Source organism: Streptomyces sp. NPDC020958 (genome assembly GCF_055562175.1).
Map to the genome: position 1 here is coordinate 183,331 of NZ_JBVHFU010000005.1, position 26,119 is coordinate 209,449.

The following is a 26,119-nucleotide window of genomic DNA, read 5'->3' on the forward strand; positions in this document are numbered from 1 at the left end:
GTTGTCACGGTCTCCGTCGGCCACGCTACAGCCTCCGGGCAACCCGCAGGTCCGGGATCCGGCCCGTGGACGGACCGGCCATGAAACCCGCACCCCGCACCGCCGTGCAAATTCTGTGTACCGGACGTACGGCCGCTGTAACGCTTCCGCGACTCTTCCTTCGCGTACGGTCACGGAACGGGCACCGCGCTTGACGTGTCAGTGCCCTGGGGCAGACTTGGCCGGGAATGGGACATTCGATCAACAAGGGTGCCTGAGGGGCCGACGGGGGACGGGGAAAATGAGCCAGGACGGCGCACACGGCCGTTACACGGGGCGGGCTCTGGCCGGTGGCCGCTACCAGCTGCGCGACCTGCTCGGCGAGGGCGGCATGGCCTCCGTGCACCTGGCCTACGACACGGTCCTGGACCGCCAGGTCGCGATCAAGACCCTGCACACCGAACTCGGCCGGGAACAGGCCTTCCGCGAGCGCTTCCGCCGCGAGGCCCAGGCAGTGGCCAAGCTCACGCACACCAACATCGTCTCCGTGTTCGACACCGGCGAGGACGCGCTCGACGGCGCCACGATGCCGTACATCGTCATGGAGTACGTCGAGGGCCGCCCGCTCGGCTCGGTGCTCGACGAGGACGTACGGCAGTTCGGCGCGATGCCCGCCGACAAGGCGCTGAGGATCACCGCCGACGTGCTGGCCGCGCTGGAGATCAGCCACGAGATGGGGCTGGTCCACCGCGACATCAAACCGGGCAACGTGATGATGACCAAGCGCGGGGTCGTCAAGGTGATGGACTTCGGCATCGCCCGTGCCATGCAGTCCGGGGTCACCTCGATGACCCAGACGGGCATGGTCGTCGGCACTCCCCAGTACCTCTCCCCCGAGCAGGCGCTGGGCCGTGGCGTGGACGCCCGGTGCGACCTCTACTCGGTCGGCATCATGCTGTTCCAGCTGGTCACCGGGCGGCTGCCGTTCGACGCGGACTCCCCGCTCGCGATCGCCTACGCGCATGTCCAGGAGGAGCCGGTCGCCCCCTCCTCGATCAATCGTTCCCTTCCGCCCGCCGTGGACGCGCTGGTCGCCCGCGCGCTGAGGAAGAACCCGAACGAACGATTTCCGACCTCCGAGTCCATGCGCGACGAGTGCCTGCGGGTGGCCGCCTCGCTCCAGCCCGCCGCGCCCAGCATCGTGCCGGGCGTCCCCCGGGCGCAGAGCGGCTCCGGGGTCGGCTCCGCGGTGTTCCCGCCCGTCGACCAGGCCACGCCGGCGGCGTCCGGACCGGTGCAGACCCCGTACCAGCCGACGCCGGCCCCCCATCCGTACGGCACCCCGGCACCGACGCCGTCACCCGCCTACGGCTATCCGCAGCAGGCCGGCTACCCGACCCCGGCCGGGTACGCCCAGCCGACGCCGTCGTACAACATGACCCCGCCGACGGTCTCCACCGGTGCGGGCGGCGGTGGCGGCGGGAAGGGCAACCGGCCGGTGGTCATCGGGTCGGTCGCGGTCTCGCTGATCGCGGTGATCGGACTGGTCGTCGCGCTGGCGCTGCACAACAACGGCGACGGCGGCGACGACAACGGCGGCGGTGGCAGCAGCGCGAGCGCCTCGGCCTCGCACGCCTCGGGCTACCGCGGGCCCGACACCTCGAAGACCGTCGAGACGACCGAGTGCACCGAGCCCGAGGAGTCCTACAACGACCCGAAGAAAGTGCGGGTCCCGGACTTCAAGTTCAAGTACATCAAGTCGGTCAAGGCCTGCTTCCAGGCCGCCGGATGGCAGATGAAGATCACGAACGTCGACGAGAACACGTACGGCGACGGCACGGTCATGGACCAGTTCCCGTCCTCCGGCACGGACGTCGACCCCAAGGACATGCCGACCATCGAGCTCAAGGTGTCCACCGGCAACCCGGCCACCGGCTGAGGCACGAGGACGTAAGAAGGGCCCGGCGGTCGCACGCCGGGCCCTTTCGCCTGCTACGAGACCTGCTACGAGATCTACAGGTACGGTCCGCCGGTGCGGCCGGCCTGGCCGTGCTCCTCGCCCTCGTGACCGACACCCGGCGGCAACGCGCGGCGCATCTGCTCCAGCTGGGCGCGGGCGGCCATCTGCTGGGCGAACAGGGTCGTCTGAATACCGTGGAAGAGCCCCTCCAGCCAGCCCACCAACTGCGCCTGCGCGATCCGCAGTTCCGCGTCGGAGGGGGTCGAGTGCTCGGTGAACGGCAGCGAGAGCCGCTCCAGCTCCTCCACCAGCTCCGGCGCGAGCCCGTCCTCCAGCTCCTTCACGGAACTGGCGTGGATCTCCTTGAGCCGGGCCCGGCTGGCCTCGTCGAGGGGAGCGGCGCGCACCTCCTCCAGAAGCTGCTTGATCATGCTGCCGATCCGCATGACCTTGGCGGGCTGTTCCACCATCTCCGTCACCGGGATCTCGCGGGCGTCCTCGTCCCCGTTGCCGCCGCCGAGAGCCATTCCGTCCTGGCCCACGACCAGGATCTGCGGGTTCTCGGTCGACCGTTCGTTCCTCGGCATCTCCATGCCGCCATTCTCTCGCACCCGTACACCTCACCAGCGTGGTGCCCCCCTATGGGGCTGATCCACCTTTCGGAACGCGCCAGGACCGGCCGTAGACCCATCGGGCGAACCAGAAATGCCCTGATTGTCACCAAATGTGAGGCTGGTGGGCGTCGGCCCTGACGACGACCGTGCTCCAGGAGGTCACCGACGTGACTCCAAGGCTGCGAACCGCCTTCGGCGGTCTTCTGCTGCTCGTCCTCGCGACGATCCTGCTGCCGTCCCGCACGGCTGTCGCTCACGGCCCCGGACCGCTGCCCTCCGCCTCCGCCGGCGCCTCCGCCGGTGCCTCGGCCACCCCCCGGCCGTCCCTGGCCGGGACGGTGGCCGGTGAGGGCCGGACACGGCCGGGGCGGCACCTGGGACCGGCGGTGACGGTGATGGGCGACGACGACCCCGACGACCCCGACGAGGAGGCGGCGACGGAGCCGGCGGAGAACGGCGCCGAGAGCCAGGCCGCCACGGCCGCGCAGCCGCCCCGGGACGCCGCCGTGAACCCGACCGCGCCCCAGCCGCCACCCGTCCCCCAGGCCGTCGCCCCCGGCCAGGACGGCGAAACCGAGCCCGTCCTGGACATCCTGCCGCTGGGCAGCGGACTGGTCCTGATCGGCCTCGGACTCGGCCTCGCCTTCATCGGACTGCGGGTGCGCCGGGGCTAGGGGATTTCCCGGCCGGTGATGGGAATTTCCTGGCCGGGACAGCGGGACTCCCCGGCCCGTGCAGGCGGATTGCCTAGCCGGTGACCAGCAGAACCTTGCCGATGTGGTCGCTGGCCTCCACCACCCGGTGCGCCTGCGCCGCCTCGGCCATCGGCAGCTCCCGGTCGACGACCGGACGGACATGGCCCTGGGCGATCAGCGGCCAGACGTGCTCACGTACCGCCGCGACGATCGCCGCCTTCTCCGCGAGCGGCCGGGCGCGCAGCGAGGTCGCGCTGATCGCGGCCCGCTTGGCGAGCAGCGCGCCGATGTTCAGCTCCCCCTTGACACCGCCCTGCATGCCGATGATCGCAAGCCGCCCGTTGACCGCGAGGGCCTGCACGTTCCGGTCCAGGTACTTGGCGCCCATGTTGTCGAGGATGACGTCGGCGCCCGCGCCGTCGGTGGCCGCCTTCACCTCCTCGACGAAGTCCTGCTCGCGGTAGTTGACGAGGACGTCGGCGCCGAGCTCGGCGCAGAAGTCCAGCTTCCCCTTCGTCCCCGCGGTGACCGCGACCTTGGCGCCGACCGCCTTGCCCAGCTGGATCGCCATGGTGCCGATACCACTGGAGCCACCGTGCACGAGCAGCGTCTCGCCCGGGCGCAGATGGGCGATCATGAAGACGTTCGACCAGACCGTGCTGACCACCTCGGGCAGCGCGGCGGCCCACCGGAGGTCCACGCCCTCGGGCACCGGCAGCAGCTGTCCGGCCGGGACGGCGACCCGCTCCGCGTAGCCGCCGCCCGCGAGCAGTGCGCACACCTCGTCGCCGACGGACCAGCCGGAGACGTTCGGGCCGAGCGCGGCGATCCGCCCGGAGCACTCCAGGCCGGGATAGGGGGAAGCGCCAGGCGGGGGATCGTAGTAGCCCTGTCGCTGCATGATGTCGGCGCGGTTGACGGCGCTGGCCACCACCTCGACCAGTACTTCGCCCTCGCCGGGCACGGGGTCGGGGACCTCGTCCCACACCAGCGCCTCGGGTCCACCGGGTTCGGGAATCGTGATCGCATGCATGTCCGCGACGCTACTCCTCACCCGTCAGGACCCCGACGGTGGCGGTACCGCCACTCGCCCGGTCAGGCGCGGGGCAGCGGCCGTATGTCCGGTGCGACCCGGCTGCCCGGGGAGGCCCGGACGATGGTGATGAGGCGGTCGGTGAGCTGGATGGTGCCGACGGCCGGGTCGTCGTAGCCGAGCACCCGGTGGCCGCGCAGGACGCTGACCACCAGGTCGGCCGTCTCGCGCGGGGTCTTGCCGACCTCGGCCCTGACCGCCGGGCGCTCGATCAGGTCGAGGCCGCTTCCCTGCTGGATGAGATCCTCCATGACCATGCCCGCGGCGGGGCTGAGCACGGACAGGCCGAGCAGTCGGCCGGCCGCGCTGGCGCTGGTGATGACGGCGTCGGCGCCGGACTGCTTGAGCAGCGGCGCGTTCTCCTCCTCGCGGACCGCCGCCACGATCTTCGCGCCCCGGTTGAGCTGCCGGGCGGTCAGGGTGACCAGGACGGCGGTGTCGTCGCGCTGGGTGGCGATGATGATCTGCCGGGCCCGCTGCACCTCGGCCCGCTTGAGCACCTCGCTGCGGGTCGCGTCCCCGACGACCCCCGCGAAGCCCTCGGCGGTGGCCGCGTCGATCACCTTGGAGCTGGGGTCGACCACCACGACCTGTTCCGCCCTCAGCCCCGTCGCGCAGACGGTCTGGATCGCCGAACGTCCCTTCGTGCCGAAGCCGACGACGACGGTGTGATCACGCAAAGCGGACCTCCAGCGGTTCAGGCGGAATTCCTCCCGAGTGCGTTCGGTGAGGACTTCGAGCGTGGTGCCGACCAGGATGATCAGGAACAGCACGCGCAGCGGCGTGATGACGAAGATGTTGATGAGCCGGGCGCCGTCGCTGACGGGCGTGATGTCGCCGTAGCCGGTGGTGGAGAGGGTGACGGTCGCGTAGTAGAAGGCGTCGAGCAGGTCCACCGAGCTGTCCGAGGTGTCGTTGTAGCCGTCGCGGTCGGCGTAGACGATCAACGCGGTGGCGATCAGCACGAGCAGGGCCATGACCAGCCGCTTGGCGACCTGGCGGATCGGGCGCTCCACCACTTTCGTCGGGAGTTTCACCCGATGGGTCACCAGGTGCTCGTCCGCCTGGCGGGCCATGGCGTCATGGCCGGGAAGTTTCACGTGAAACACACCCCGATCCCCGCGGCCGCCCACGGCAGGTCGAGCAGTTCCGTCTCCGCCCCCTGCTGGGCTCCGCCCGGCGGTACGACCGCGAGCGCATCGGCCGCGGCGATACCGCGCAGCATGGCCGGACCGTTGTAGTGCAGGGGGACCGCGGCGTCACCGCGCAGCACCACCGGGATCAGCCGGGTGTCGTACGGGTGCCCGGGCACGGTTTGCGTCAGGGGCAGCGCGTACGGCTCGGGCGCCGGGTGGGCGGCGAGGGTGCGCAGCAGCGGTTCGGCGAGGGTGAGCAGACCGGAGACGGCGGCGAGGGGGTTGCCGGGCAGGCCGACGAGATGCTGATTCTCCTTGACGCGGGCCAGCAGCATGGGGTGGCCGGGGCGCACCGTGACGCCGTCGACGAGGATTTCGGCCCCGAGCCGTTCCAGCGTGGGGTGCACGTGGTCGACCGGGCCGGAGGCGGTGCCGCCCGTGGTGACGATCAGGTCGGCCGTCGAGGAGGTGATCGCCTTGCGCAGGGCCCTGGCGTCGTCACCGAGCCGGCGCACGGCGGTCACCTCGGCGCCCAGGGCGCGCAGCCAGGGCGGCAGCATCGGGCCGAGCGCGTCCCGGATGAGTCCCTCGCTCGGCAGCCCCTCGGTGAGCAACTCGTCGCCCAGGATCAGGACGTCGGCGCGGGGGCGCGGGACGGCGGTGACGGTGTCGTAGCCGGCCGCCGCGGCGAGGCCGAGGACGGCGGGGGTGACCAGGGTGCCGACGGGCAGCAACTGGTCCCCGCTGCGGCACTCCTGGCCGCGCGGGCGGATGTCCTGGCCGTGGACGGTGTCGCGGGTGGCGTGCAGCCTGCCCTGGGCGTCGGTACGGCCGTGTTCGCTGCGGAGCACCGCGGTGGTGTCCGCCGGGACCCGGGCGCCGGTGGCGATGCGGACCGCCTCTCCGTCGGTGAGCGGCTCGGGCTGCCCGTGCCCGGCCAGCACCCCCTCGTCGCGTACGTCCCAGGGGCCCGGGCCCGCCACCGCCCAGCCGTCCATCGCGGAGGTGTCGAAGGAGGGCAGGTCGGTCAGGGCGTCCAGCGGAGCGGCCAGGGCCAGGCCGAGGGCGTCGGCCAGCGGGACGGAGAGGGGGGCTCGGCGGGCGCCGGTCCGGGCGGCGCGGGCGGCGATCTCACGGGCCTGGGGCCAGGGGGTGGCGCGGTGGCGGTGGGCCGAGGGGGCGCCGTGGGCGGGCGGTCCCTGCCGGGGCTCGTCCTGGGCGGCGGCTGCGGACACCGCGTCCCGCGCGGGCTCCCGGGGTTCTCGGGGCTCTCTCACGAGGGCGAGCGCCTCCTCGACGTCGAGATCGTCGTCGGTGTCCCTGGCGGGCGCACCGGCCCGTACCCCGGGGGCGGTCATCGGCCGGGCCCGGGGGCGGGGGGCTCGGAGCCGGGGGCGCCGCCGGCCGGGGTGTCCGGAGCCGGGTCGCCGGGGGCGTTCGTCTCCTCCGCCCAGCGCAGTGCCAGAGCGGCGGCCTTGTGGGCGGCCTCGGCGACCGCTTCGGGGCCGCCCTTGCCCTGCGCGGCCGCGTAGCCGACCAGGAACGTGGTCAGCGGGGCGGCCGGCCTGGCCACCCCGTGCGCCGCGTCCCGGGCCACGTCGAGCAGCAGGCGGAAGTCGACGTCCAGGTCGATACCCAACTCGTCCTTGACTGCGGAGATCCATTCATCCAACACGTGCCCATGCTCCCTGATGCGTGCCCTGGCGTCGGCGATGTCGTCCCAGGTGTCGCAGTCGAAGGACGCGCGGGGATCCGGGACGCGGGTGAGGTTCAGTGCGGCGGTCAGGCGCCGCAGCGGGAGGCCGGTGAGGCCCTGCTCGTCCCCGGCGAGGGCCGAGAGGGCGTGCCTCAGTGCCGTCGTGCGGTAGGCCGCCACCAGAGGCTGGTCCCTGCCGTCGGCGTCGGTGAGCAGCGCGGCGTCGGCGCTTGAGGCGCTGAGGGCCGCCAACAGCCGCGCCACGGTGGCCTCTTCCAGGAACGGCAGGTCGGCCGAGAGCACGACCGCGTAGGCGGCGGTGCTGTGGCGCAGGCCGGCGCCGAGGGCGGCGACCGGGCCGCCGCCCGGGGGTTCCTCGCGGGTCCAGCGGACCGGCCGGGAGGTGGCGCGGGGGTCCGCCACGACGACGGTCTGCTCGGCACCCGCGCACGCCGCCAGGACACGGTCCAGGAGGGGGCGTCCGCCCACCCGCACGGCGGGCTTGTCGGCTCCGCCGAGCCGCCGGGCGGCGCCACCGGCGAGCACGATCGCGTCGTAGGGGGGTGTGTCGGTGGCGGTCACCTTTCGAGTATGGGGGGCCGTGTGATCACAGGGAACAGACGGGAGGTGATGCGCCCGGCGGGGCGCCGCGCTCAGAGCGTCCTGAGCAGGACCGCCGGGTTCTCCACGCAGTCCGCCACGTAGCGGAGGAAGCCGCCCGCCGTGCCGCCGTCGCAGACCCGGTGGTCGAAGGTGAGGGACAGCTGGACCACCTGGCGGACCGCAAGCTCTCCGTCGTGCACCCACGGCTTGGGCGTGATGCGGCCCACGCCCAGCATCGCCGCCTCGGGGTGGTTGATGATCGGGGTGGAGCCGTCGACGCCGAACACGCCGTAGTTGTTCAACGTGAAGGTGCCGCCGGTGAGTTCCGACGGGGTCAGGGTTCCGGCGTGGGCCGACTCGGTGAGGCGGGCGAACTCCGCCGTCAGGGACTCGGCGTCGCGGGCGTGGGCGTCCCGGACGACGGGGACGACCAGGCCCCGGCCGGTCTGGGCGGCGAACCCCAGGTGGACGTGGTCGAGTTGGACGATCTCGCGCGCTTCGACGTCGACGTAGGAGTTCAGCTCGGGGTGGCGGGCCAGGGCCGCGGTGCAGATCCGGGCGAGCAGTGCCAGCAGCGAGATCTTCGGTCCCCCGGCCGCGTTCATCGCGGTCCGCGCGCGCATCAGCTCGGTCGCGTCGGCGTCCACCCAGCAGGTCGCGTCGGGGATCTCCCGGCGGCTGCGGGAGAGCTTGTCGGCGACCGCGCCCCGGATGCCCTTGAGGGGCGTACGGATGCCCGCCGGCTTCGGCGGCGCGGTCCGGGCGGCGGCGCGGGCCGCGTCCACCCGCAGGGCGTCCTCGACGTCGGCGCGCAGGATCAGTCCGTCGGGGCCCGAGCCGGACAGCCGGCGCAGATCCAGGTTGTTGTCCCGGGCGAGCCGGCGGACCAGCGGGGAGATCACCGGGACGGGTCCCTCGGTGGCCCGGGGGGACGGCGGTGCGGACACCCGCGCGTGGACGTCCGCCGTCGCGGCCCCGGCGGTCGACGGTGTCCGGTCGGAGACGGTGCTCCCGTTCGCCAGGTCGGCGGTGGTGCTCCCGCGGGCGGGGTCGGCGGTGGTGCTGCCGTCGGCGCGGTCGGCAGACGTGGCGCGCACTCGTCGGCGGCGGGCCGGAGGGGCTCCCGTGCCGTAGCCCACCAGGACGTTGCCGGAGCCCTCCGGCTCGGGGAGCGTGGTGTCCTCGCCTACCGCGACCGTCAGGAGCGGGGCTCCGACGGGCAGTTCGGTGCCCTCCTCGCCGAAGCGGGCGGTGACCACACCGCCGTAGGGGCAGGGCACCTCGACCATCGCCTTGGCCGTCTCGACCTCGACGACCGGCTGGTCGATCTCGACCACCTCGCCGACCTGGACCAGCCAGGTGACGATCACCGCCTCGGTGAGCCCCTCCCCGAGGTCGGGCAGTTTGAACTCCAGCACCTGTGCCATCAGCCCTCGGCCTCCCACTGCAGACGCGCCACCGCGTCCAGGATGCGGTCCACGCCGGGCAGGTGGTGACGCTCCAGCATCGGCGGCGGATACGGGATGTCGAACCCGGCCACGCGCAGCACCGGTGCCTCCAGGTGGTGGAAGCAGCGCTCGGTCACGCGTGCCGCGATCTCTCCGCCCGGCCCGCCGAACCCGCCCGACTCGTGTACGACGACCGCGCGCCCGGTGCGCCGTACGGAGGCGCAGACCGTCTCGTCGTCGAACGGCACCAGGGAGCGCAGGTCGACGACTTCCAGGTCCCAGCCCTCCGCCCGGGCGGCCTCGGCGGCTTCGAGGCAGACCGGTACGGACGGGCCGTAGGTGATGAGCGTGGCGCTGCGCCCGGTTCGGCGCACCACCGCACGGCCGATGGGTTCGACGTCCGCCGGGTGCTCGGGGTTCCAGGAGTCCTTCGACCAGTACAGCCGCTTGGGTTCGAGGAAGACCACCGGGTCGTCGGAGGCGATGGCCTGCCGGAGCAGTCCGTAGGCGTCGGCGACGGTGGCCGGGGTGACGACGTGCAGGCCGGGGGTGGCCATGTAGTAGGCCTCGGAGGAGTCGCTGTGGTGCTCGACGCCGCCGATGCCGCCGCCGTAGGGGATCCGGACGGTGATCGGGAGGGGCAGTCGGCCCCGGGTGCGGTTGCGCATCCGGGAGACATGGCTGATCAGTTGCTCGAACGCGGGGTAGGCGAAGGCGTCGAACTGCATCTCCACGACCGGGCGCAGTCCGTACATGGCCATGCCGACCGCGGTGCCGAGGATGCCGGCCTCGGCGAGCGGGGTGTCGGTGCAGCGGGTCTCTCCGAACTCCTCGGCGAGACCGTCGGTGACCCGGAAGACACCGCCCAGGGTGCCGACGTCCTCCCCCATGACGTGCACGGCCGGGTCGGCGGCCATGGCGTCCCGCAGGGCACGGCCGAGGGCCTGCGCCATGGTGGCGGGTTTCACGGCGACGGTCGTCATCGGTGGCCGCCTTCACGGTGGTCGTCCTGCTCGGCCTCCAGCTCGGCCCGCAGCAGGGCGCGCTGCTCGCGCAGTTGCGTGGTGGTCCCGGCGTACACCTGGTCGAAGAGGTCCATGGGGTCGAGTTCCAGATCGCGGTTCATGCGCTCGCGCAGGTCGGCGGCCATCGCCTCGGCGTCCTCGCGCGCGTCGCGGACGGTGTCCTCGTCGAGCAGTCCGCGGGCGGTCAGCTCGCGCTCCAGGAGCAGGATCGGATCGTGGTCGCGCCAGGCGTCGACCTCGGTGTCGCCGCGGTAGCGGGTGGCGTCGTCGGCGTTGGTGTGGGCGTCGATCCGGTAGGTGACCGCCTCGACCAGGGTGGGTCCGCCGCCCTCGCGTGCGTGCCGTACGGCGTCGGAGAGGACCTCGTGCACGGCGGCCGCGTCGTTGCCGTCGACCAGGCGGCCCGGCATGCCGTAGCCGACGGCCTTGTGGGCCAGGGAAGGGGCGGCGGTCTGCTTGGCGAGCGGGACGGAGATGGCGAAGCCGTTGTTCTGGACCAGGAAGACGACCGGGGCCTGCCAGACGGCGGCGAAGTTCAGCGCCTCGTGGAAGTCGCCCTCGCTGGTGCCGCCGTCGCCGACCATGGCGAGCGCCACCACGTCGTCGCCCTTGAGGCGGGCCGCGTGGGCGAGGCCGACGGCATGCGGGAGCTGGGTGGCGAGCGGGGTGGAGAGCGGGGCCACACGGTGGGCGTGCGGGTCGTAGCCGGTGTGCCAGTCGCCGCGCAGCAGGGTGAGCGCCTCGACCGGGTCCACGCCGCGGGCGACCACCGCGAGGGTGTCGCGGTAGCTGGGGAAGAGCCAGTCACGCTCCTGGAGGGCGAGCGCGGCGGCGATCTCGCAGGCCTCCTGGCCGGTGCTGGAGGGGTAGACGGCGAGGCGGCCCTGCTTGGTGAGGGCGGTGGCCTGCGCGTTGTAGCGGCGGCCGCGTACGAGCTGGGTGTACAGGCGGCGCAGCAGCTCGGGGTCGGCCTTGGCCGCCGACTCGGTTCCCAGGACGCGGTACGGTCGCTCGTCGGGCAGCAGCGGCGCGGGGTCCGTCCGGGGCTGCCAGGCGGGCGGCGGCGACGGACGGTAGGCGTCGCGCTGCTCCATGACCGTCATGACGGCACCTCCTCGTGGGGGTACGGGAGCCGGATCGCCTGTGACCCGTCCCACCTACCGATTGTTCGGTCGTCGACACATTTTGGCTACAGGCCCCCCGAGGCTGTGGACAAACGGTTCTCCACAGCCTGGAATGAACGCAGTACGTCCATGGTAGGGAGGCGGGGGGACATGGCACCTGAACAAATGGCCGAGGGGCCGCCGGACCGCACCGCGCTGCCGCCCGCACGTCCGCTGGACGCCATCGATCAGGACATCCTGGGGATCCTCCAGGCGGACGGCCGGGCGTCGATACGGGCGGTCGCGGAACGTGTCCATGTCTCGCGCGCCAACGCCTACGCACGGATCAACCGCCTCATCGAGGACGGGGTGATCCGTGGTTTCGGTGCCCGGGTGGACCACGAGCGGGCGGGCCAGGGCACCTCGGCGTACATCACGCTGAAGATCGTCCAGAACAGCTGGCGCACGGTCCGCGAGCAGCTGCGCCAGCTGCCCGGCGCCTCCCACATCGCCCTGGTGGGCGGGGACTTCGACGTGCTGCTCCTGGTGCACACGCCCGACAACCGCGCGTTGCGCGAGCTGGTGCTGACCCGGCTCCAGGCCATCCCCGAGGTGCTCAGCACCCGCACGCTGCTGGTGTTCGAGGAGGAGGACCTGGATCCGGACGCCTACTGACGACGGCCGGCCACGGCCGGCGTCAGTGTGCGCGCAGCCCGGAGAAGGCCAGCCGCACGACGGCGTCGGCGACCTCACGCCCGCTCGCGCCGTGCCCGTCCGGGCGGTACCACTCCACGATCGAGTTGACCATGCCGAAGACCAGCCGGGTGGCCAGCCGCACCTCGACGTCGCCGCGCACCTCGCCCTCGGCGGCGGCCGCCTTCAGCAGGTCGGCCACCCGGTGGTCGAAGTCGCGGCGCCGCTCCAGCGCCCACCGCTCGGTGCCGGTGTTGCCGCGCACCCGCAGCAGCAGCGTCACATAGGGCAGTTCGGCGATCAGCACCTCGACCATGCGCCGTACGACGTGCTCCAGCCGGTCGGCGGCGGCGCCCACGCGCGCGTGCTCCTCGTCGAGGATCCCGAAGAGGCCGTCCAGGGCGCGGCTGACGGCCCGGCGCAGCAGTTCCTCCTTGCCGGAGACGTGGTGGTAGATCGACGACTTGGAGATGCCGGCCGCCTTGGAGAGATGCTCCATGGAGGTGCCGTCGTAGCCACGCTCGTTGAAGACCTGGACCGCCACCGAGAGCAAGGTGTCGGGGGTGTAGGTGTCGCGCTTGGCGGTGGTCACGAGGCGCCCTCCCGCTTCTCGGTGGCGTAGGCGTGCCGGTAGAGCGCGAGGGAGGGCGCGTAGCGTCCGCTCGGGTCGCGCAGGTGCAGGTCGTCGAGGAGGTCGTAGGCGAAGTCGCGGCCGAGGCGGCGGCTCCACTCGATGGGCCCGAGCGGATAGTTGACGCCCAGGCGCATCGCGGTGTCGATGTCCTCCTCGGTGGCGACGCCCTTGGCGACGGCGTCGTGCGCGAGGTCGATGATCCGGGCCACCGTACGGGCCACGATCATGCCGGGGACGTCCCCGATGACGCTGACCTTCTTGCCGAGCGCCTGGAAGAGGCCGACGGCCTCGGTGAGCGTCTGGGGCAGCGTGTCGTGCCCGGCGGACAGGGCGATCCGGGTGGCGCGGCGGTAGTCGAGGGCGAGGTCGAAGTAGACGACGTCCCGGAACTCCACCGAGGTCTGGCCGTCGGCGAGGGCCAGCTGGCCGCCGCTGGGCAGCACCAGTCGGGTGCCGTGGTCCTCGTCCTCCTCGCGGACCTGGATGCCGGCCTCGCGGATCATCGCGAGCAGTTCGGCGGCCGGGCCCAGGGTGCCCTCGGCGACGACGTAGGCGGGCGGCTGGGCCGGTTCGGCGGTGTGCGGTTCGGGGCGCTCCGCGCCGTCCTCATAGTCGTACCAGCCGTGTCCGGTCTTGCGGCCGAGCCGGCCGGACTCCACGAGCCGGCGCTGGGCCAGCGACGGGGTGAAGCGGACGTCCTGGAAGAAGGCCTGCCACACGGAGTGCGTGACGGACTCGTTGACGTCCTGGCCGATCAGGTCGGTCAGCTCGAAGGCGCCCATCCGGAAGCCGCCGCTCTCGCGCAGCACCGCGTCGATGGTGGCCGGGTCGGCGGCCTGCGCCTCGTGGACCGCGAACGCCTCGGCGTAGAAGGGCCGCGCGATCCGGTTGACGATGAAGCCCGGGGTGTCCGCGCAGGCGACCGGTGTCTTGCCCCAGGAGCGGGCGGTCTCGTACGCGCGCGTGGCCGACGTGACGTCGGTCGCGAACCCGGAGACCACCTCGACCAGCGGCAGCAGCGGGGCCGGGTTGAAGAAGTGCAGGCCGACGAGGCGGGAGGCGCTGCGCAGGCCGCCGCCGATCGCCGTCACCGACAGGGAGGAGGTGTTGGTGGCGAGCAGACAGTCGTCGGCGACGATGCCCTCCAGGTCCCGGAACAGCTCCTGCTTGGCCTCCAGCCGCTCCAGCACGGCCTCCACGACCAGAGCGCAGTCGGCGAACTCGGTGAGCCGCTCGGCGGGCAGCAGCCGGGCGCGGGCCGCGTCCCGGTCGGCCGCCGTCATCCGGTCCCTCTCGACGAGCCGGTCCAGGCGGGCACCGATCACCGCGGCCGCTTCGGCGGCCCGCCCCGGGACGGCGTCGTACAGCCGTACCCGGTGCCCGGCGACGAGGGCGACCTGGGCGATGCCCTGGCCCATGGTGCCGCTGCCGACGACACCCACGGTGCTGCTGAGGTCGAGTGCTGTCATGTGCGCGATCCTCCCGCACGGGGTTTTCCACAGATGCGGCAGGCCCCCTTGTCCCGACCGATCGTTCGGTTACTCTAGCCCTGTCCGGCTGTTTCTGCCCAGGTCATGAGCTCGAAGGGGAGCTCATCGAACGAGGAGTTGGTCCCGCATGACCGCCGAACTCACCGTGCCCGAACTGATCGCCAAGCACCGGCCCACGCTCGACCAGGCGCTGGAGGCGATCCGCACGCGCGCGTACTGGTCCCCCCACCCCGAGCATCCCAAGGCCTACGGGGAGCACGGCAGCCTGGACGCGGCGGCGGGCAAGGCCGCCTTCGAAGCCCTCCTCGGCACCCGCATCGACCTCGGCCAGCCCGGCACCGACGACTGGACCGGGGGCGAGGTCTCCCCGTACGGCATCGAGCTGGGCGTGACCTACCCGCACGCCGACGTCGACACGCTGCTGGCGGCCATGCGGGCCGGGCAGCGCGCGTGGCGCGACGCGGGCGCGCAGGCGCGTGCGGTGGTGTGCCTGGAGATCCTGAAGCGGATCAGCGACCGCACGCACGAGTTCGCGCACGCCGTCATGCACACCAGCGGCCAGGCGTTCATGATGGCGTTCCAGGCGGGCGGCCCGCACGCCCAGGACCGTGGCCTGGAGGCGGTGGCGTACGCGTACGCCGAGCAGGTACGCACCCCCGACACCGCGGAGTGGAGCAAGCCGCAGGGCAAGCGCGACCCGCTCGCGCTGACGAAGACCTTCAAGCCGGTCCCCCGCGGGATCGCCCTGGTCATCGGCTGCAACACGTTCCCGACGTGGAACGGCTACCCCGGTCTGTTCGCCTCCCTCGCCACCGGCAACGCGGTCCTGGTCAAGCCGCACCCGCGCGCGGTGCTGCCCCTCGCCCTCACCGTGCAGGTCGCCCGCCAGGTCCTCACCGAGGCCGGCTTCGACCCGAACCTCGTCGCCCTGACCGCCGAACGCCCAGGCGAGGGCATCGCCAGGACGCTCGCCACCCGCCCGGAAATCAAGATCATCGACTACACGGGCTCCACCTCCTTCGGCGACTGGCTGGAGGCCAACGCCCGGCAGGCCCAGGTGTACACCGAGAAGGCCGGCGTCAACTCGGTCCTCGTGGAGTCCACCGGCAACTACCAGGGCATGCTGTCCAACCTGGCCTTCTCGCTCTCCCTCTACAGCGGCCAGATGTGCACCACCCCGCAGAACCTGCTGATCCCCCGCGACGGCATCCGCACCGACGAGGGCCCGAAGACGTACGACGAGGTGGTCGCCGACCTCGCCCGCGCGGTCGACGGCCTGCTCGGTGACGACGCCCGTGCGAACGCGCTGCTCGGGGCGATCGTCAACCCCGACGTCAAGGCCCGCCTGGAGGCCGCCGCCGGACTCGGCGAAGTCGCCCTCGCCTCCCGGGAGATCACCAACCCGGAGTTCCCGGACGCGGTGGTCCGCACCCCGGTGATCGTCAAGCTGGACGGGGCCAAGCCCGACGACGAGGCCGCCTACATGAGCGAGTGCTTCGGCCCGGTCTCCTTCGCCGTCGCCGTCGACTCGGCCGCCGACGCGGTGGAGCTGCTGCGGCGGACGGTGCGCGAGAAGGGTGCGATGACGGTCGGCGCGTACACCGTCGACGCCGATGTGGAGAGCGCCGTGGAGGAGGTCTGCCTGGAGGAGGCGGCCCAGCTGTCGCTGAACCTGGTCGGCGGGGTGTACGTCAACCAGACGGCGGCGTTCTCCGACTTCCACGGGTCGGGCGGCAACGCGGCGGCGAACGCGGCGCTGACGGACGGCGCGTTCGTGGCCAACCGGTTCCGGGTGATCGAGGTGCGCCGGGAGGCGTAGCGGACGGATTCGACCGCCGTGGCGGGGCACCGCCACGGCGGTCGTGATCGGCGGCGCCGCCGTGGCCGGCCGCACCCACGCGGCGGCAGCCGCACATCCGGCAGAGCCCCACTCCCCTTGCAGGGCCCTACAGAGCGCTCCAGTGGTACAGCGTCATCGCCACGCTCGTCGCCAGGTTGTAGCTGCTCACCTGGGGACGCATCGGCAGCCGCAGGAGATGGTCGGCACGCGCGCGCAGCTCTGGTGACAGGCCCGTTCGTTCGGAGCCGAAGGCGAGGATCGCGTCGTCCGGGAGCTTCGTGCCGCGGATGTCCTCGCCCTCCGGGTCCAGGGCGTAGACCGGGCCGGGCGGCAGCTCCGCCACCTCCGTCCGCTCCACCGCCGTCGCGAAGTGGAGCCCCGCCCCGCCCCGCACCACCGTCGGGTGCCAGGGGTCGAGCGTGCCCGTCGTGATGACTCCCGTCGCCCCGAAGCCCGCCGCCAGGCGGATCACCGCGCCCGCGTTGCCGAGGTTGCGGGGTTCGTCGAGGACGACGACCGGCGCGGTGCGCGGAGTGTGGGCCAGCGCCCGCAGGTTGGCCTCGCGGGACGGTCGTACGGCGAGGGCGGCCACGCCCGTGGGGTGCGGCCGCGGGACGAGGGTGGCGTACGACGCCGCACTCACCTCGGTCAACAGCGCGTCCAGCGCCTCCCTCACGTCCGGCGCCAGTTCGCCGGCCAGGGCCAGCGTCGCCGCCCGGTCCGTGGTGACCGCCACCGGCACCTGCGCACCGAAGCGCAGGGCGTGCTTGAGGGCGTGGAAGCCGTCCAGCAGGACGGCCGAGCCGGCCGTCCGTGCCCAGTGGTCGAGGGGGTCGGTCATGCCCCGAAGCCTACGCGGGGCGGTTCGTCGGCCTCGGGGGAGCGGGGCACGGGCAGCGTCCGGTCCCCGCGCCGCAGGACACGCTCACGCGCGCGTCCGGCCCAGTCGCCCAGGCGGTGCAGGAACGCCGTGGGCAGGAAGACCGAGTCCGCCGCGATCATGGCGAGGGAGAAGAACGGCAGCCCGAGGACGACCGCGATCACCGCGTGCTCGGTGATCATCGCGGCCAGCAGCACGTTCTTGACCCGTCGGTTGAACAGCGTGAACGGGAAGGCGACCTGCACGATCACCGTCCCGTACGTCACCAGCATCACCATCGTGCCGTTGGCGGACAGCAGGTCGGCGAGGGCCGGCCAGGGGGAGAAGTAGTCCAGGTGGAGCGGGTAGTAGACGGCCGTGCCGTCCTGCCAGCGGGAGCCCTGGATCTTGTACCAGCCGGCGGTGGCGTAGATCAGGCAGGCCTCGGCCATGATCACGAAGAGCGCGCCGTTGTGCAGGACGTTGGCCACGACGTCCAGCAGGATCCGGGGCTCAGGGGTGCGCGCCCAGCGGCCCGCCGCCCACCACAGGGCGGCGCCCGCCCAGGTCGCCCACAGGACGGCCGGGACCAGCCAGCCGCCGCCGGTGCGGCCGGTGAGGGCCGCCGCGACCAGCACGAGCCCGGAGGCCGCCCACAGGGCGGGCCCCACCCGGTCGGTTGCCCGGGACGCCATGGATGCCCTGGCCGCCCTGCGCGCGTCCAGCGACCACACCTGGCCGCAGCGGGTGAACACCAGGTAGAAGGACATCAGGTGCAGCACGTTGTCGCCGCCGTCGCCCATGAAGACGCTGCGGTTCTGGAGGGACAGCACGCCCACCATGAACAGCAGGGAGGTGGCGCGGGTGCGCCAGCCCACCAGCAGCAGGGCGCTGGAGAGGACCGCCAGGAAGTAGAAAACCTCGAAGAAGGCCTGGCTGTCGGAGGCCAGCAGCGCCGTGAAGGCGTGGTTGTCGGCGGTCAGCTGCCGGGCGAGGTCGAAGCTCCAGGGGCCGTCGGGGCCGTAGAGCTCCTGGCGGTGCGGGTACTCCCGCAACAGGAACAGCAGCCAGGTGGCGGCGAAGCCGATGCGGACGACGGCCGTCTGGTACGGGCCGAGCGCCGACCCGGTCACCCGGGCGACGGCACGGGACAGGCACAGGGCGAGACGGCTCACCGCACACCCCCGTTCGCCTCGTCGGCGGTGACCGTCCACCAGGGCAGCACCCGGTAGACGGGGGTGTCCGAGACCTTCTCCCCGCTCCAGTCCGGCGGGGGCACGTTGGTCGTGCTGGAGCGCACCTCCACGCGCTGGATGGTGCCCTTCTTGCTGGTGGCGTCCTGCTCGTACATGCGCATCACGACGATCCGGCGCAGGTACTGCTCGGACAGGGAGCCGCGTATGCCGATCGGGCGGTTGTCGGCGCCGTGCGTGGTGACGAAGAAGTCCCAGGCGCGGCGCAGTTCGTTCTGCACGGTGTGGCTCGGCAGCAGGCTGCCGTCGATCGCCTTGCCGTCCTGCACCGACAGGTCGTTCCAGCCGGTGGTGGTCGTGGTGCCGTTCGGCATCAGCACGGCGGCGCGGACCTGCACGGCGATGTTCTGCTGGAGCGGGTTGGGTGCGAAGAGCTTCCAGTTCTGCTCGAACTCCGGGTACACCCATTCCTCGATCGCCTTGCCGTGCTGCTTGGTCACCGTGTTCGCCGGCGCGAGGCTCAGGAACACCATCCCGAGGTGCACACAGGCGGTGACCGCGACCAGGGCCACGGCGAGGGCCGCGCCGACCTGGTAGCGCGGGGAGAGGGCGGCGACGCCGGAGCGGGGGACGGGCGCCGGGCCGCCGGGCCCGGCCGGGACACGGGCCCGCACCGGACCGGCCCCGCCCGGACCGCCGGATTCGCTCGGACCGCCGGATTCGCTCGGACCGTCGGACCCGTACGGACCGTCCGGCGCGTGCGGACCGTCCGGCCCGTGTCGGGCGTCCGAGTCCTCGTCGTACGCGTCCATGCCGCCCCGTTCCCCGGTCCCGCCTCGTCGTCCGGACGGCCGGTCCGCAGCCGCCCGTGTGCCGCCGCCCGGCACTCGCACGGAACGGTACTCAGCACCGGCCGCCGGGCGCAGCCCCGGGAGGGAGCCGGAACACGTGGCCGTCGCCACTCCGGGGTGCTCCATCGGCACTCCGGTACGGCCCGGCGGAGCACTCTGTCCGACGACACCGCAGGTCAGCGGCGTGGTCAACGGCGTCCGGTCCGGTCGGCAGGATCGCGTACGCGGCTTTTCCACAGGCCGCGGCGGACGTTTTCCACAGGGCCGCCACCGCAGGCCGTTCCGGTCGAGAATGGGGGCGCGGACGTCAGACGGCGGCGGCCCGCGCCCGGAGCATCCGGCGGACCGCGTCCGCGCGTTCCAGGAGGGTGTTGCGGACCACCGGGGCCGCCTGCCGGGCGGCCCGCTGGGCCTTCTCGAGGTAGGCCGCGTCGACGGCGAACAGGGGGAAGAGCTGGGATGCGTACACCATCGCGGGAATCATGCCGCCCTGGTCCAGGCCGGGGACCGCGTCCAGGTAGTGCTGGGCGTAGAGGGCGAGCCGGGCATCCTGGCCGGGACGCCAGAAGCCGGCCGCCACCGTGGAGACCGCGTGGACGGGCACCGCGCGGTCCACGGCCAGCCGCTGCCAGACCTCGGCCTTCGCCGCGGGATCGGGGGCGGCCGCCCGGACGGTGAGGGCGCGGACCCAGGCTTCGGGGTCGGGGTCGCGTTCGAGCAGGGCGGCGGACTCGGCGGAGGTGTCGCCGCCGAGTTCGGCCTCCCGGACCAGGGCGCGCCAGCGCAGGTCGACGTCGTCACCGGCCTGGTCGCGCAGCCAGGCCAGGTCCTCGGCGTCCGCGGTGCGGGCGAGGCCGCGCAGGGCGACCTGGCGGCGCCCCGGGTCGGCCGCGAGCCGTCGGCACACCGCGGCCACCGCGCGGGTCAGGGCGGGGCGTTCGGCGGGCGGGGCCCAGAGTTCGGCGATCGTGGTGGCGAGGTTGAGACAGGGTTCGATCACCGCGTCGGAGGTCTCGGCCGCGAGGACCGCGGTGAGGCTGCGCCCGGCCTCGGCCGCGGTGGCCTCCCCGGCCGTCAGCATGTCCCAGACGGTGGCGGCGGCCACGCCCCGGGAGATGGCCGTGGGCAGCAGGGCGGCGGCTTGGAAGAGGGTGTCGCGGGTGGCGGCGGACGGGCGGGCGGTGGCGAAGGTGAGGTCGTCGTCGTTGACGAGGAGGAGGTCGGCGGTGGCGGGGAGACCGGCGACCGGGGTGCGGGCATCGGTGACCTCGACGCGGACGAGCGAGGTGCGCTTCAGTGCCCCGGCCTGCCGGTCGTACGCGCCGACCGCGAGGATCTGGGGGCGGGGGGTTCCGTCGGCGACCAGGGTGACGGTGTCGCCGTCGTGCTCCAGCGTGAAACGGTCGGTGCCGGCCGTCTCCAGCCAGGCCTTCCGCCAGCCGGTCAGGTCGCGGCCGCCGGCCTCGGAGAGCGCGTCGATCAGGTCCTGGAGGGTGGTGGTGCCCCAGGCGTGCCGGGCGAAGTAGGCCGCCATACCGGTCCGGAAACGGTCCTCGCCGACGTAGGTCATCAGCTGGTGGAGGACGGAGGCGCCCTTGGGGTAGGTGATGTTGTCGAAGATCGACGCGGCCTGGGCGACGTCGTGGATGGGCTGGTGGATCGGGTGCGAGACCGGCCCCTGGTCGGAGAGGTAGGCCTTGAGCTTGTCGCCGGCGAGGTGGCCCGCCCAGGCGTCGGTGTAGCGGGTGGCGCCCTCGGCGGCCCAGTGGCAGGCGAACTCGGCGAAGGCCTCGTTCAGCCAGAGGTCGTCCCACCAGCGCATGGTGACGATGTTGCCGAACCACATGTGCGCCATCTCGTGCAGCAGCACGACCGCGAGCAGCTCCCGCTCCGCGGGCGTCGGCTCGGCCCGCCGCAGGAACCCGTCCGACCAGGTCACGCAGCCGTAGTTCTCCATCGCGCCGCCGAACTCCGGCATGAACACCTGGTTGTAGGTGCGCTGCGGGAACGGCATCGCGAAGGCCTCGGCGTAGAAGGCGAGGCCCTGCCGGGTGAGGGTGAAGATCTCGTCGGCGTCGCGTTCGAGGACGTCGGCGAGCGAGCGGCGGGCGTAGACGCCGAGGTCGTGGCCGTCCGCCTCGCGGCGGATGCCGTGGAAGGGGCCCGCGTTGACGACGGTGTTGTACGTGGACAGCGGCGGGGTGTCCGGGAAGGTCCAGCGGCGGGCGGCGCCCTGCTCCTCGACGCGCGGACCGCCGGAGTTGCTGAGCACGGTCCAGGCGGCGGGCGCGGTGACGGTGAAGGCGTGCGGGGCCTTGAGGTCGGGCTGGTCGAAGCAGGCCCAGGCGAACCGGGCCTCGTCGGGTTCGAAGCTCGTCCAGACGTAGACCTCGCCGTCGGCCGGGTCGGTCGCCTTGTGCACGCCCTCACCGGTGGCGGTGTCGGCCTGGACGCTCTCGACGCGCAGCACGTTGTGCGCGGCGAGTCCGGGCAGCGGGATCCGGCCGTCGCCGGAGGGGGTGAGCGGGGTGCCGTTCAGGGTGGCGGCGCGGACCTCCGCCGCGCAGTCGACGAAGGTCTCCGCGCCCGGCTCGGAGCAGGTGAACGTGATGGTGGAGACGGCGCTGATCTCCGGTCCCCCGGGCAGCGCGGTGAGGTCGATGTCCACGTCGTACCGGTCGACCGAGATCAGCGCGGCCCGGCGCTCGGCCTCGGTCCGGGTCAGGCTTCGGATCCCCATGGCGTCCTCCCTCGTGCGTCCGTCCCCGTCGGCGGACAGCGGCCGACAGCGTACGACGGGACGAGCCGGAGGTCGCAGGGGTTTTCGGTTCCCTTCTTCTAGAACCTGTTCTATCTTGACGGACCGTCAGTTCAGCACACCGCCGGGAGGACAGGACCGTGGACTTCACCTTCACCGAGGAGCAGTTGGCGGCGGCCGAGGCGGCACGCGGGGTGTTCGCCGCGGTGGCACCGGACGCGGTGCCGAGCCCCGCGCTGACCACCGGTGCCGTGGCCGAGGGCTTCGACCGGGAACTGTGGGACAGGCTGGCGGCCGCGGATCTGCTGAGCCTGCTGCCCGGCGCGGAGTACGGCGGGGCCGGCCTGGACGCCATCGCACTGTGCCTGGTGCTGCGGGAGTCGGCGAAGGTGCTGGCGCGCGTGCCGTTGCTGGAACACAGCGCGGCCCTGGCGGCCGTACAGGCCTATGGGGACGAGGAGTTGAGAGGGCGGCTGCTGCCGCGTGCGGGACGGGGCGACCCGGTGCTGACCGTCGCCGCGAGCGGACGCACCGGGCACGACGCGGCCGAACGGGCGGTGACCGCACGGCGGGACGGTACCGAGTGGGTGCTGGACGGGGTGCAGACCTCGGTGCCGTGGGCCCACGACGCCGATCTCGTCGTCGTCCCCGCGCACACCGGCACCGACCGGAGCGTGCTGGCGCTGGTGGCGCCCGGCGCGGACGGGGTCACGCTCGCCGAGCAGGTGTCGACCAGCGGGGAGCGGCTCGGTGAGCTCCGGCTGGAGTCGGTGCGGGTCGCCGCCCGGGAGGTGCTGGAGCAGTCGGGGGCCTGGGAGTGGCTGCGGGAGCTGCTCGCGACCGGGACGTGCGCGCTGGCGCTCGGGGTGGGTGACCGGGTGCTGCGGCTGACCAGCGAGTACACCGGGAAGCGTGAGCAGTTCGGGCATCCGATCGCCACGTTCCAGGCGGTGGCCGTGCAGACCGCCGACCGGTACATCGACCTGCGCGCGATGGAGGCGACGCTGTGGCAGGCGGCGTGGCGGATCGCGTCGGGGGCGGCCGGGACCCTGCCGCTGGCCGGGGATGTGGCCGTGGCGAAGATCTGGGCGGCGGAGGGGGTGCGGCGGGTGGTGCAGACCGCGCAGCACCTGCACGGGGGGTTCGGGGCCGACACCGAGTACGTGCTGCACCGGTACCACGCCTGGGCGAAGCAGCTCGAGCTGGCGCTCGGGGGCTCGGGGGCCCATGAGGAGGCGCTGGGAGACCTGCTGGCCGCACATCCCCTGGGTTAGCGGCAGTCCGACGGCCCCTTGCGTGCCGCTCCGGCCCGGAGCGGCACGCAGGACCAGCGCCAGAACCCGGGCGCCAGAGGACCAGCGCCAGCCGAGGAGCGCTGGACGAGGAGCGCTGGACGAGGAGCGCTGGACGAGCGCTAGAGGACGAAACCCTCTTCGCCCGTGTCCGTCACGACCTTCCGGCCGGCCGCCTGCCACACCTGCATGCCGCCGTCCACGTTCACCGCGTCGACGCCCTGCTGGACCAGGTACATCGTGACCTGCGCCGAGCGGCCTCCGGAGCGGCAGATGACGTGGACGCGGCCGTCCTGGGGGGCGGCCTCGGTCAGCTCGCCGTAACGGGCCACGAACTCGCTGATCGGGATGTGCAGGGCGCCCGCGGCGTGGCCCGCCTGCCACTCGTCGTCCTCGCGGACGTCCAGCAGGAAGTCGCCGTCCTTGAGGTCCGAGACCCCGACCGTGGGCACACGCGCTGCGAAGTTCATGCCCCCGACGCTACCCGACCACTCCCGCCAGACCGCCACTCCCGCCCGGCCACTGCTCCCGCCCGGCCGCTACTCCTGTATGAGCAGCGTGGCCAGCTCGGCCTCGCGCTCGGCCAGGTCCTTGCGGAGCCGCTCGCCGATCTCGTCGAGGAGGCTGTCCGGGTCGTCGGGGGCCAGCCGGAGCAGACCGGCGATGGGTCCGTCCTCCAGCTCCTTGGCGACCAGGGCGAGCAGCTCCTTGCGCTGGGAGAGCCATTCGAGGCGGGCGTACAGCTCCTCCGCGCGGCTGGGCCGGCGCTCCGGCGGGACCGGACCGGCCGCCCACTCCTCGGCCAGCTCCCGCAGCAGGGCCTCGTCACCGCGGGCGTAGGCCGCGTTGACCCGGCTGAGGAACTCCTCGCGGCGCTCCTGCTCGGCCGGCTCCTGTGCCAGGTCGGGGTGGGCCTTGCGGGCCAGCTCGCGGTAGAGCCGGCGGGCCTCCTCGCTGGGCCGCACCCGCTGCGGAGGCCGTACCTCCTGCTCGGTGAGCATCGAGACGGCCTCCGGGAACAGGCCGTCGCCGTCCATCCAGCCGTGCAGCAGTTCCTCGACGCCGGGGATGGGCATGACCCGGGCGCGGGCCTCCTCGGCGGCGCGGAGGTCCTCGGGGTCGCCGGTGCGGGCGGCCCTGGCCTCGGCGATCCGTGCGTCCAGTTCCTCGAGGCGCAGGTAGAGCGGGCCGAGTTTCTGCTCGTGCAGGCGGGAGAAGTTCTCGACCTCGACACGGAAGGTCTCGACCGCGATCTCGTACTCGATCAACGCCTGCTCGGCGGCCCGCACGGCCCGCTCCAGGCGCTCCTCGGGCCGCGGTGCCTGGGACTGCTCAGCTTCCGGGGTCGTCACCCGACCAGACTAGGGCCTGTCGCCGCCGACGGTGGCCGGGACCCACTCGGCGGCCAGGTCCGCGCAGGCCACGACCAGGATGCCGACCTGAGCTCACCGGCTGCCCTGCCGCCCCGGCACCGGACGCCCAGGACGGCCGCCTGGAAAAACGGGAGACGCCCGTGCAGCGGACGACCAGGTCCTCGTCGTGCCGTCCACCCCCGGGTTCCGCCACGATCCGCCCCGGCCCCGCGGTTCACACGCCCTGCTCCGCCGCGATGCGTCCCGCCCGCACCGCGGCCACCAGGTGCTCGTGGTCCGCCTCCGTCAGATCGGCGTAGGTGACCGCGAACGCGGCGATCGCCTCGTCCAGCTCCTCGCTCTTGCCGCAGTAGCCGGCGATCAGGCGCGGGTCCACGCTGTGCGAGTGGGCGCGGGCCAGCAGGGCGCCGGTCATCCGGCCGTAGTCGTCGATCTGGTCGGGGGACAGGGCGGCCGGGTCGACGCTGCCCTTGCGGTTGCGGAACTGCCGGACCTGGAAGGGGCGCCCCGCCACCGTCGTCCAGCCGAGCAGGATGTCGCTGACCACCTGCATCCGCTTCTGCCCGAGGACCACCCGGCGGCCCTCGTGCTCGACGGCCGGCGCCTCGAACCCGGCCGTGGCGAGATGCGGTACGAGCGCGGACGGACGGGCCTCCTTGACCTGGAGGATCAGCGGCTCGCCGCGGTGGTCGAGGAGGAGGACGACGTAGGACCGGGTGCCGACGCTTCCGGTGCCCACGATCCGGAAGGCGACGTCGTGCGGGGTGTGCCGGGCGAGCAACGGGTGCCGGTCTTCGGAGAGCGTGCCGACGTAGTGCTCCAGGGCCGCGGTGACGGCCGCCGCCTCCGCGTCCGCGACCCGGCGCAGTACCGGAGCGGCGTCCACGAACCGGCGGCCGCCGTCCTCGGTGGGCTCGGTGGCGCGGGCCGCGAACCGGCCGCTGGTGTTGGCGCGGGCCTTCTCCGAGACCCGGCGCAGGGTGCCCAGCATGTCGTGGGCGTCGGAGTGCGAGACCAGTTCCTCGTCCGCGATGGCGTTCCACGCGTCCAGCACCGGAAGCTTGGCCAGCAGACGCATGGTGCGGCGGTAGGCGCCGGCCGCGTCGCCCGCCGCCTTGCGGCACGTGTCCTCGTCGGCGCCCGCCTCCCGGCCGGCCAGCACCAGGGAGGCGGCGAGCCGCTTGAGGTCCCACTCCCAGGGGCCGAGCACCGTCTCGTCGAAGTCGTTCAGGTCGATGACGAGATCGCCTCGTGGGTCGCCGTACAGACCGAAGTTCGCCGCGTGGGCGTCACCGCAGATCTGGGTGGCGATCCTGGTCATCGGGGTGCGGGCCAGGTCGTACGCCATCAGCCCGGCCGAGCCGCGCAGGAACGCGAACGGGGACGCCGCCATCCTTCCGACCCTTATCGGGACCAGCTCCGGGATGCGGTCCCGGTTGGACTCCTCGACCGCGCTCACCGCGTCAGGCCGGGAGCCGTCCAGGTCCAGGGCGGCGTGGGCGGCGCGCGGCACCGCCGTACGCAACGCCTTGCCCTCCGCCTTGGGGGAACCCTTCGGCGGCCACTGCGCGAAGCCCTTCGGCGAGGGCAGCACACGTGTCCCGACCGTCGTCAGCTCTTCCCGTCCGGTCACGTCGACCGCCTCCCCCGTACGCCGATCGGCACATCCTCGAACATCAACTCGTGCAGACGGTACAGGCGACCGCCGGAGCCCGTCAGACCCTGTGGACAACTCCGCGCACCTGCGGGTCCCTGCGGGGACCGAATCCCCCGGCGTACTCGCC

The 26,119-nt window shown here is 73.0% G+C and carries 22 protein-coding genes; 5 read left to right on the plus strand and 17 right to left on the minus strand.

The window, feature by feature from the left end:
* The first annotated feature begins 280 nt into the window (after positions 1 to 280).
* Positions 281 to 1,918: a protein kinase domain-containing protein gene (locus ACZ3KP_RS17800; RefSeq protein ID WP_467500559.1), complete on the plus strand. Its 1,638-nt coding sequence runs from the start codon at positions 281 to 283 to the stop codon at positions 1,916 to 1,918.
* A gap of 74 nt (positions 1,919 to 1,992) precedes the next feature.
* Here the strand turns inward: ACZ3KP_RS17800 and ACZ3KP_RS17805 are convergent, their stop codons facing one another.
* Complete coding sequence (locus ACZ3KP_RS17805; protein WP_358971833.1) at positions 1,993 to 2,532, minus strand: bacterial proteasome activator family protein; 540 nt, start codon at positions 2,530 to 2,532, stop codon at positions 1,993 to 1,995.
* A gap of 188 nt (positions 2,533 to 2,720) precedes the next feature.
* Between ACZ3KP_RS17805 and ACZ3KP_RS17810 the strand changes: the two genes are divergently transcribed.
* Complete coding sequence (locus ACZ3KP_RS17810) at positions 2,721 to 3,227, plus strand: hypothetical protein (protein WP_467500562.1); 507 nt, start codon at positions 2,721 to 2,723, stop codon at positions 3,225 to 3,227.
* Positions 3,228 to 3,300: 73 nt separating this feature from the next.
* On the opposite strand, the gene ACZ3KP_RS17815 is transcribed toward ACZ3KP_RS17810, so the two are convergent.
* From ACZ3KP_RS17815 to pdhA, 7 genes are all read right to left on the minus strand, one after another.
* The gene (locus ACZ3KP_RS17815; RefSeq protein ID WP_467500564.1) at positions 3,301 to 4,281 is read right to left on the minus strand and encodes an NAD(P)H-quinone oxidoreductase; all 981 of its coding nucleotides are present in this window, start codon (positions 4,279 to 4,281) and stop codon (positions 3,301 to 3,303) included.
* Between the two features lie 62 nt (positions 4,282 to 4,343).
* Positions 4,344 to 5,441 (minus strand): potassium channel family protein, encoded by a 1,098-nt coding sequence (locus ACZ3KP_RS17820; RefSeq protein ID WP_467500566.1) that lies wholly within the window; start codon positions 5,439 to 5,441, stop codon positions 4,344 to 4,346.
* Positions 5,438 to 6,835, minus strand: a complete 1,398-nt coding sequence (locus ACZ3KP_RS17825) for a molybdopterin molybdotransferase MoeA (protein WP_467500568.1) — start codon at positions 6,833 to 6,835, stop codon at positions 5,438 to 5,440. The genes ACZ3KP_RS17820 and ACZ3KP_RS17825 overlap by 4 nt, the downstream gene beginning before the upstream one ends.
* A complete protein-coding gene (locus ACZ3KP_RS17830; protein ID WP_467500570.1) occupies positions 6,832 to 7,755 on the minus strand; it encodes an NTP transferase domain-containing protein in 924 nt (307 codons plus the stop codon). The genes ACZ3KP_RS17825 and ACZ3KP_RS17830 overlap by 4 nt, the downstream gene beginning before the upstream one ends.
* Before the next feature lie 71 nt (positions 7,756 to 7,826).
* A complete protein-coding gene (locus ACZ3KP_RS17835; RefSeq protein WP_467500572.1) occupies positions 7,827 to 9,203 on the minus strand; it encodes a dihydrolipoamide acetyltransferase family protein in 1,377 nt (458 codons plus the stop codon).
* On the minus strand, positions 9,203 to 10,207 hold the full coding sequence (locus ACZ3KP_RS17840) for an alpha-ketoacid dehydrogenase subunit beta (RefSeq protein WP_358971813.1): 1,005 nt from the start codon (positions 10,205 to 10,207) through the stop codon (positions 9,203 to 9,205). Before ACZ3KP_RS17840 ends, ACZ3KP_RS17835 begins: the two co-directional genes overlap by 1 nt.
* On the minus strand, positions 10,204 to 11,352 hold the full coding sequence (gene pdhA / locus ACZ3KP_RS17845) for a pyruvate dehydrogenase (acetyl-transferring) E1 component subunit alpha (protein WP_467500574.1): 1,149 nt from the start codon (positions 11,350 to 11,352) through the stop codon (positions 10,204 to 10,206). Before pdhA ends, ACZ3KP_RS17840 begins: the two co-directional genes overlap by 4 nt.
* Before the next feature lie 171 nt (positions 11,353 to 11,523).
* Here pdhA and ACZ3KP_RS17850 point away from each other — a divergent pair, with 171 nt between their 5' ends.
* On the plus strand, positions 11,524 to 12,027 hold the full coding sequence (locus ACZ3KP_RS17850) for an Lrp/AsnC family transcriptional regulator (protein ID WP_467500576.1): 504 nt from the start codon (positions 11,524 to 11,526) through the stop codon (positions 12,025 to 12,027).
* 22 nt (positions 12,028 to 12,049) lie between these two features.
* On the opposite strand, the gene ACZ3KP_RS17855 is transcribed toward ACZ3KP_RS17850, so the two are convergent.
* Together ACZ3KP_RS17855 and ACZ3KP_RS17860 are read right to left on the minus strand one after the other, a co-directional pair.
* Complete coding sequence (locus ACZ3KP_RS17855) at positions 12,050 to 12,637, minus strand: TetR/AcrR family transcriptional regulator (protein WP_467500578.1); 588 nt, start codon at positions 12,635 to 12,637, stop codon at positions 12,050 to 12,052.
* Positions 12,634 to 14,148 carry a 3-hydroxyacyl-CoA dehydrogenase gene (locus ACZ3KP_RS17860; RefSeq protein WP_467500580.1) on the minus strand — a complete coding sequence of 505 codons (1,515 nt, stop codon included), beginning with the start codon at positions 14,146 to 14,148 and terminating at the stop codon, positions 12,634 to 12,636. The genes ACZ3KP_RS17855 and ACZ3KP_RS17860 overlap by 4 nt, the downstream gene beginning before the upstream one ends.
* Before the next feature lie 148 nt (positions 14,149 to 14,296).
* Between ACZ3KP_RS17860 and paaN the strand changes: the two genes are divergently transcribed.
* Entirely contained in the window at positions 14,297 to 15,988 is a 1,692-nt protein-coding gene (paaN, locus tag ACZ3KP_RS17865) for a phenylacetic acid degradation protein PaaN (protein ID WP_467500582.1), read from the plus strand.
* 127 nt (positions 15,989 to 16,115) lie between these two features.
* On the opposite strand, the gene ACZ3KP_RS17870 is transcribed toward paaN, so the two are convergent.
* The 4 genes from ACZ3KP_RS17870 to pepN form a co-directional block, all read right to left on the minus strand.
* Positions 16,116 to 16,850 carry a TrmH family RNA methyltransferase gene (locus tag ACZ3KP_RS17870; protein WP_467500584.1) on the minus strand — a complete coding sequence of 245 codons (735 nt, stop codon included), beginning with the start codon at positions 16,848 to 16,850 and terminating at the stop codon, positions 16,116 to 16,118.
* Positions 16,847 to 18,043, minus strand: a complete 1,197-nt coding sequence (locus ACZ3KP_RS17875; protein WP_467500586.1) for an HTTM domain-containing protein — start codon at positions 18,041 to 18,043, stop codon at positions 16,847 to 16,849. Before ACZ3KP_RS17875 ends, ACZ3KP_RS17870 begins: the two co-directional genes overlap by 4 nt.
* Positions 18,040 to 18,873: a DUF5819 family protein gene (locus ACZ3KP_RS17880; protein WP_467500588.1), complete on the minus strand. Its 834-nt coding sequence runs from the start codon at positions 18,871 to 18,873 to the stop codon at positions 18,040 to 18,042. The genes ACZ3KP_RS17875 and ACZ3KP_RS17880 overlap by 4 nt, the downstream gene beginning before the upstream one ends.
* A gap of 346 nt (positions 18,874 to 19,219) precedes the next feature.
* Positions 19,220 to 21,652 carry an aminopeptidase N gene (gene pepN / locus ACZ3KP_RS17885; protein ID WP_467500590.1) on the minus strand — a complete coding sequence of 811 codons (2,433 nt, stop codon included), beginning with the start codon at positions 21,650 to 21,652 and terminating at the stop codon, positions 19,220 to 19,222.
* A gap of 158 nt (positions 21,653 to 21,810) precedes the next feature.
* On the opposite strand from pepN, the gene ACZ3KP_RS17890 reads away from it, so the two are divergent.
* Positions 21,811 to 22,944, plus strand: a complete 1,134-nt coding sequence (locus ACZ3KP_RS17890; protein WP_467500592.1) for an acyl-CoA dehydrogenase family protein — start codon at positions 21,811 to 21,813, stop codon at positions 22,942 to 22,944.
* A 140-nt stretch (positions 22,945 to 23,084) separates the two neighbouring features.
* On the opposite strand, the gene ACZ3KP_RS17895 is transcribed toward ACZ3KP_RS17890, so the two are convergent.
* The 3 genes from ACZ3KP_RS17895 to ACZ3KP_RS17905 all read right to left on the minus strand — a co-directional run bounded on the left by ACZ3KP_RS17895 (position 23,085) and on the right by ACZ3KP_RS17905 (position 25,968).
* Positions 23,085 to 23,414: a rhodanese-like domain-containing protein gene (locus tag ACZ3KP_RS17895; protein ID WP_358972155.1), complete on the minus strand. Its 330-nt coding sequence runs from the start codon at positions 23,412 to 23,414 to the stop codon at positions 23,085 to 23,087.
* A gap of 87 nt (positions 23,415 to 23,501) precedes the next feature.
* Positions 23,502 to 24,314 (minus strand): hypothetical protein, encoded by an 813-nt coding sequence (locus tag ACZ3KP_RS17900; RefSeq protein WP_467500594.1) that lies wholly within the window; start codon positions 24,312 to 24,314, stop codon positions 23,502 to 23,504.
* A 235-nt stretch (positions 24,315 to 24,549) separates the two neighbouring features.
* Positions 24,550 to 25,968: a DUF2252 domain-containing protein gene (locus ACZ3KP_RS17905; RefSeq protein ID WP_467500596.1), complete on the minus strand. Its 1,419-nt coding sequence runs from the start codon at positions 25,966 to 25,968 to the stop codon at positions 24,550 to 24,552.
* Between the last annotated feature and the right edge of the window lie 151 nt (positions 25,969 to 26,119).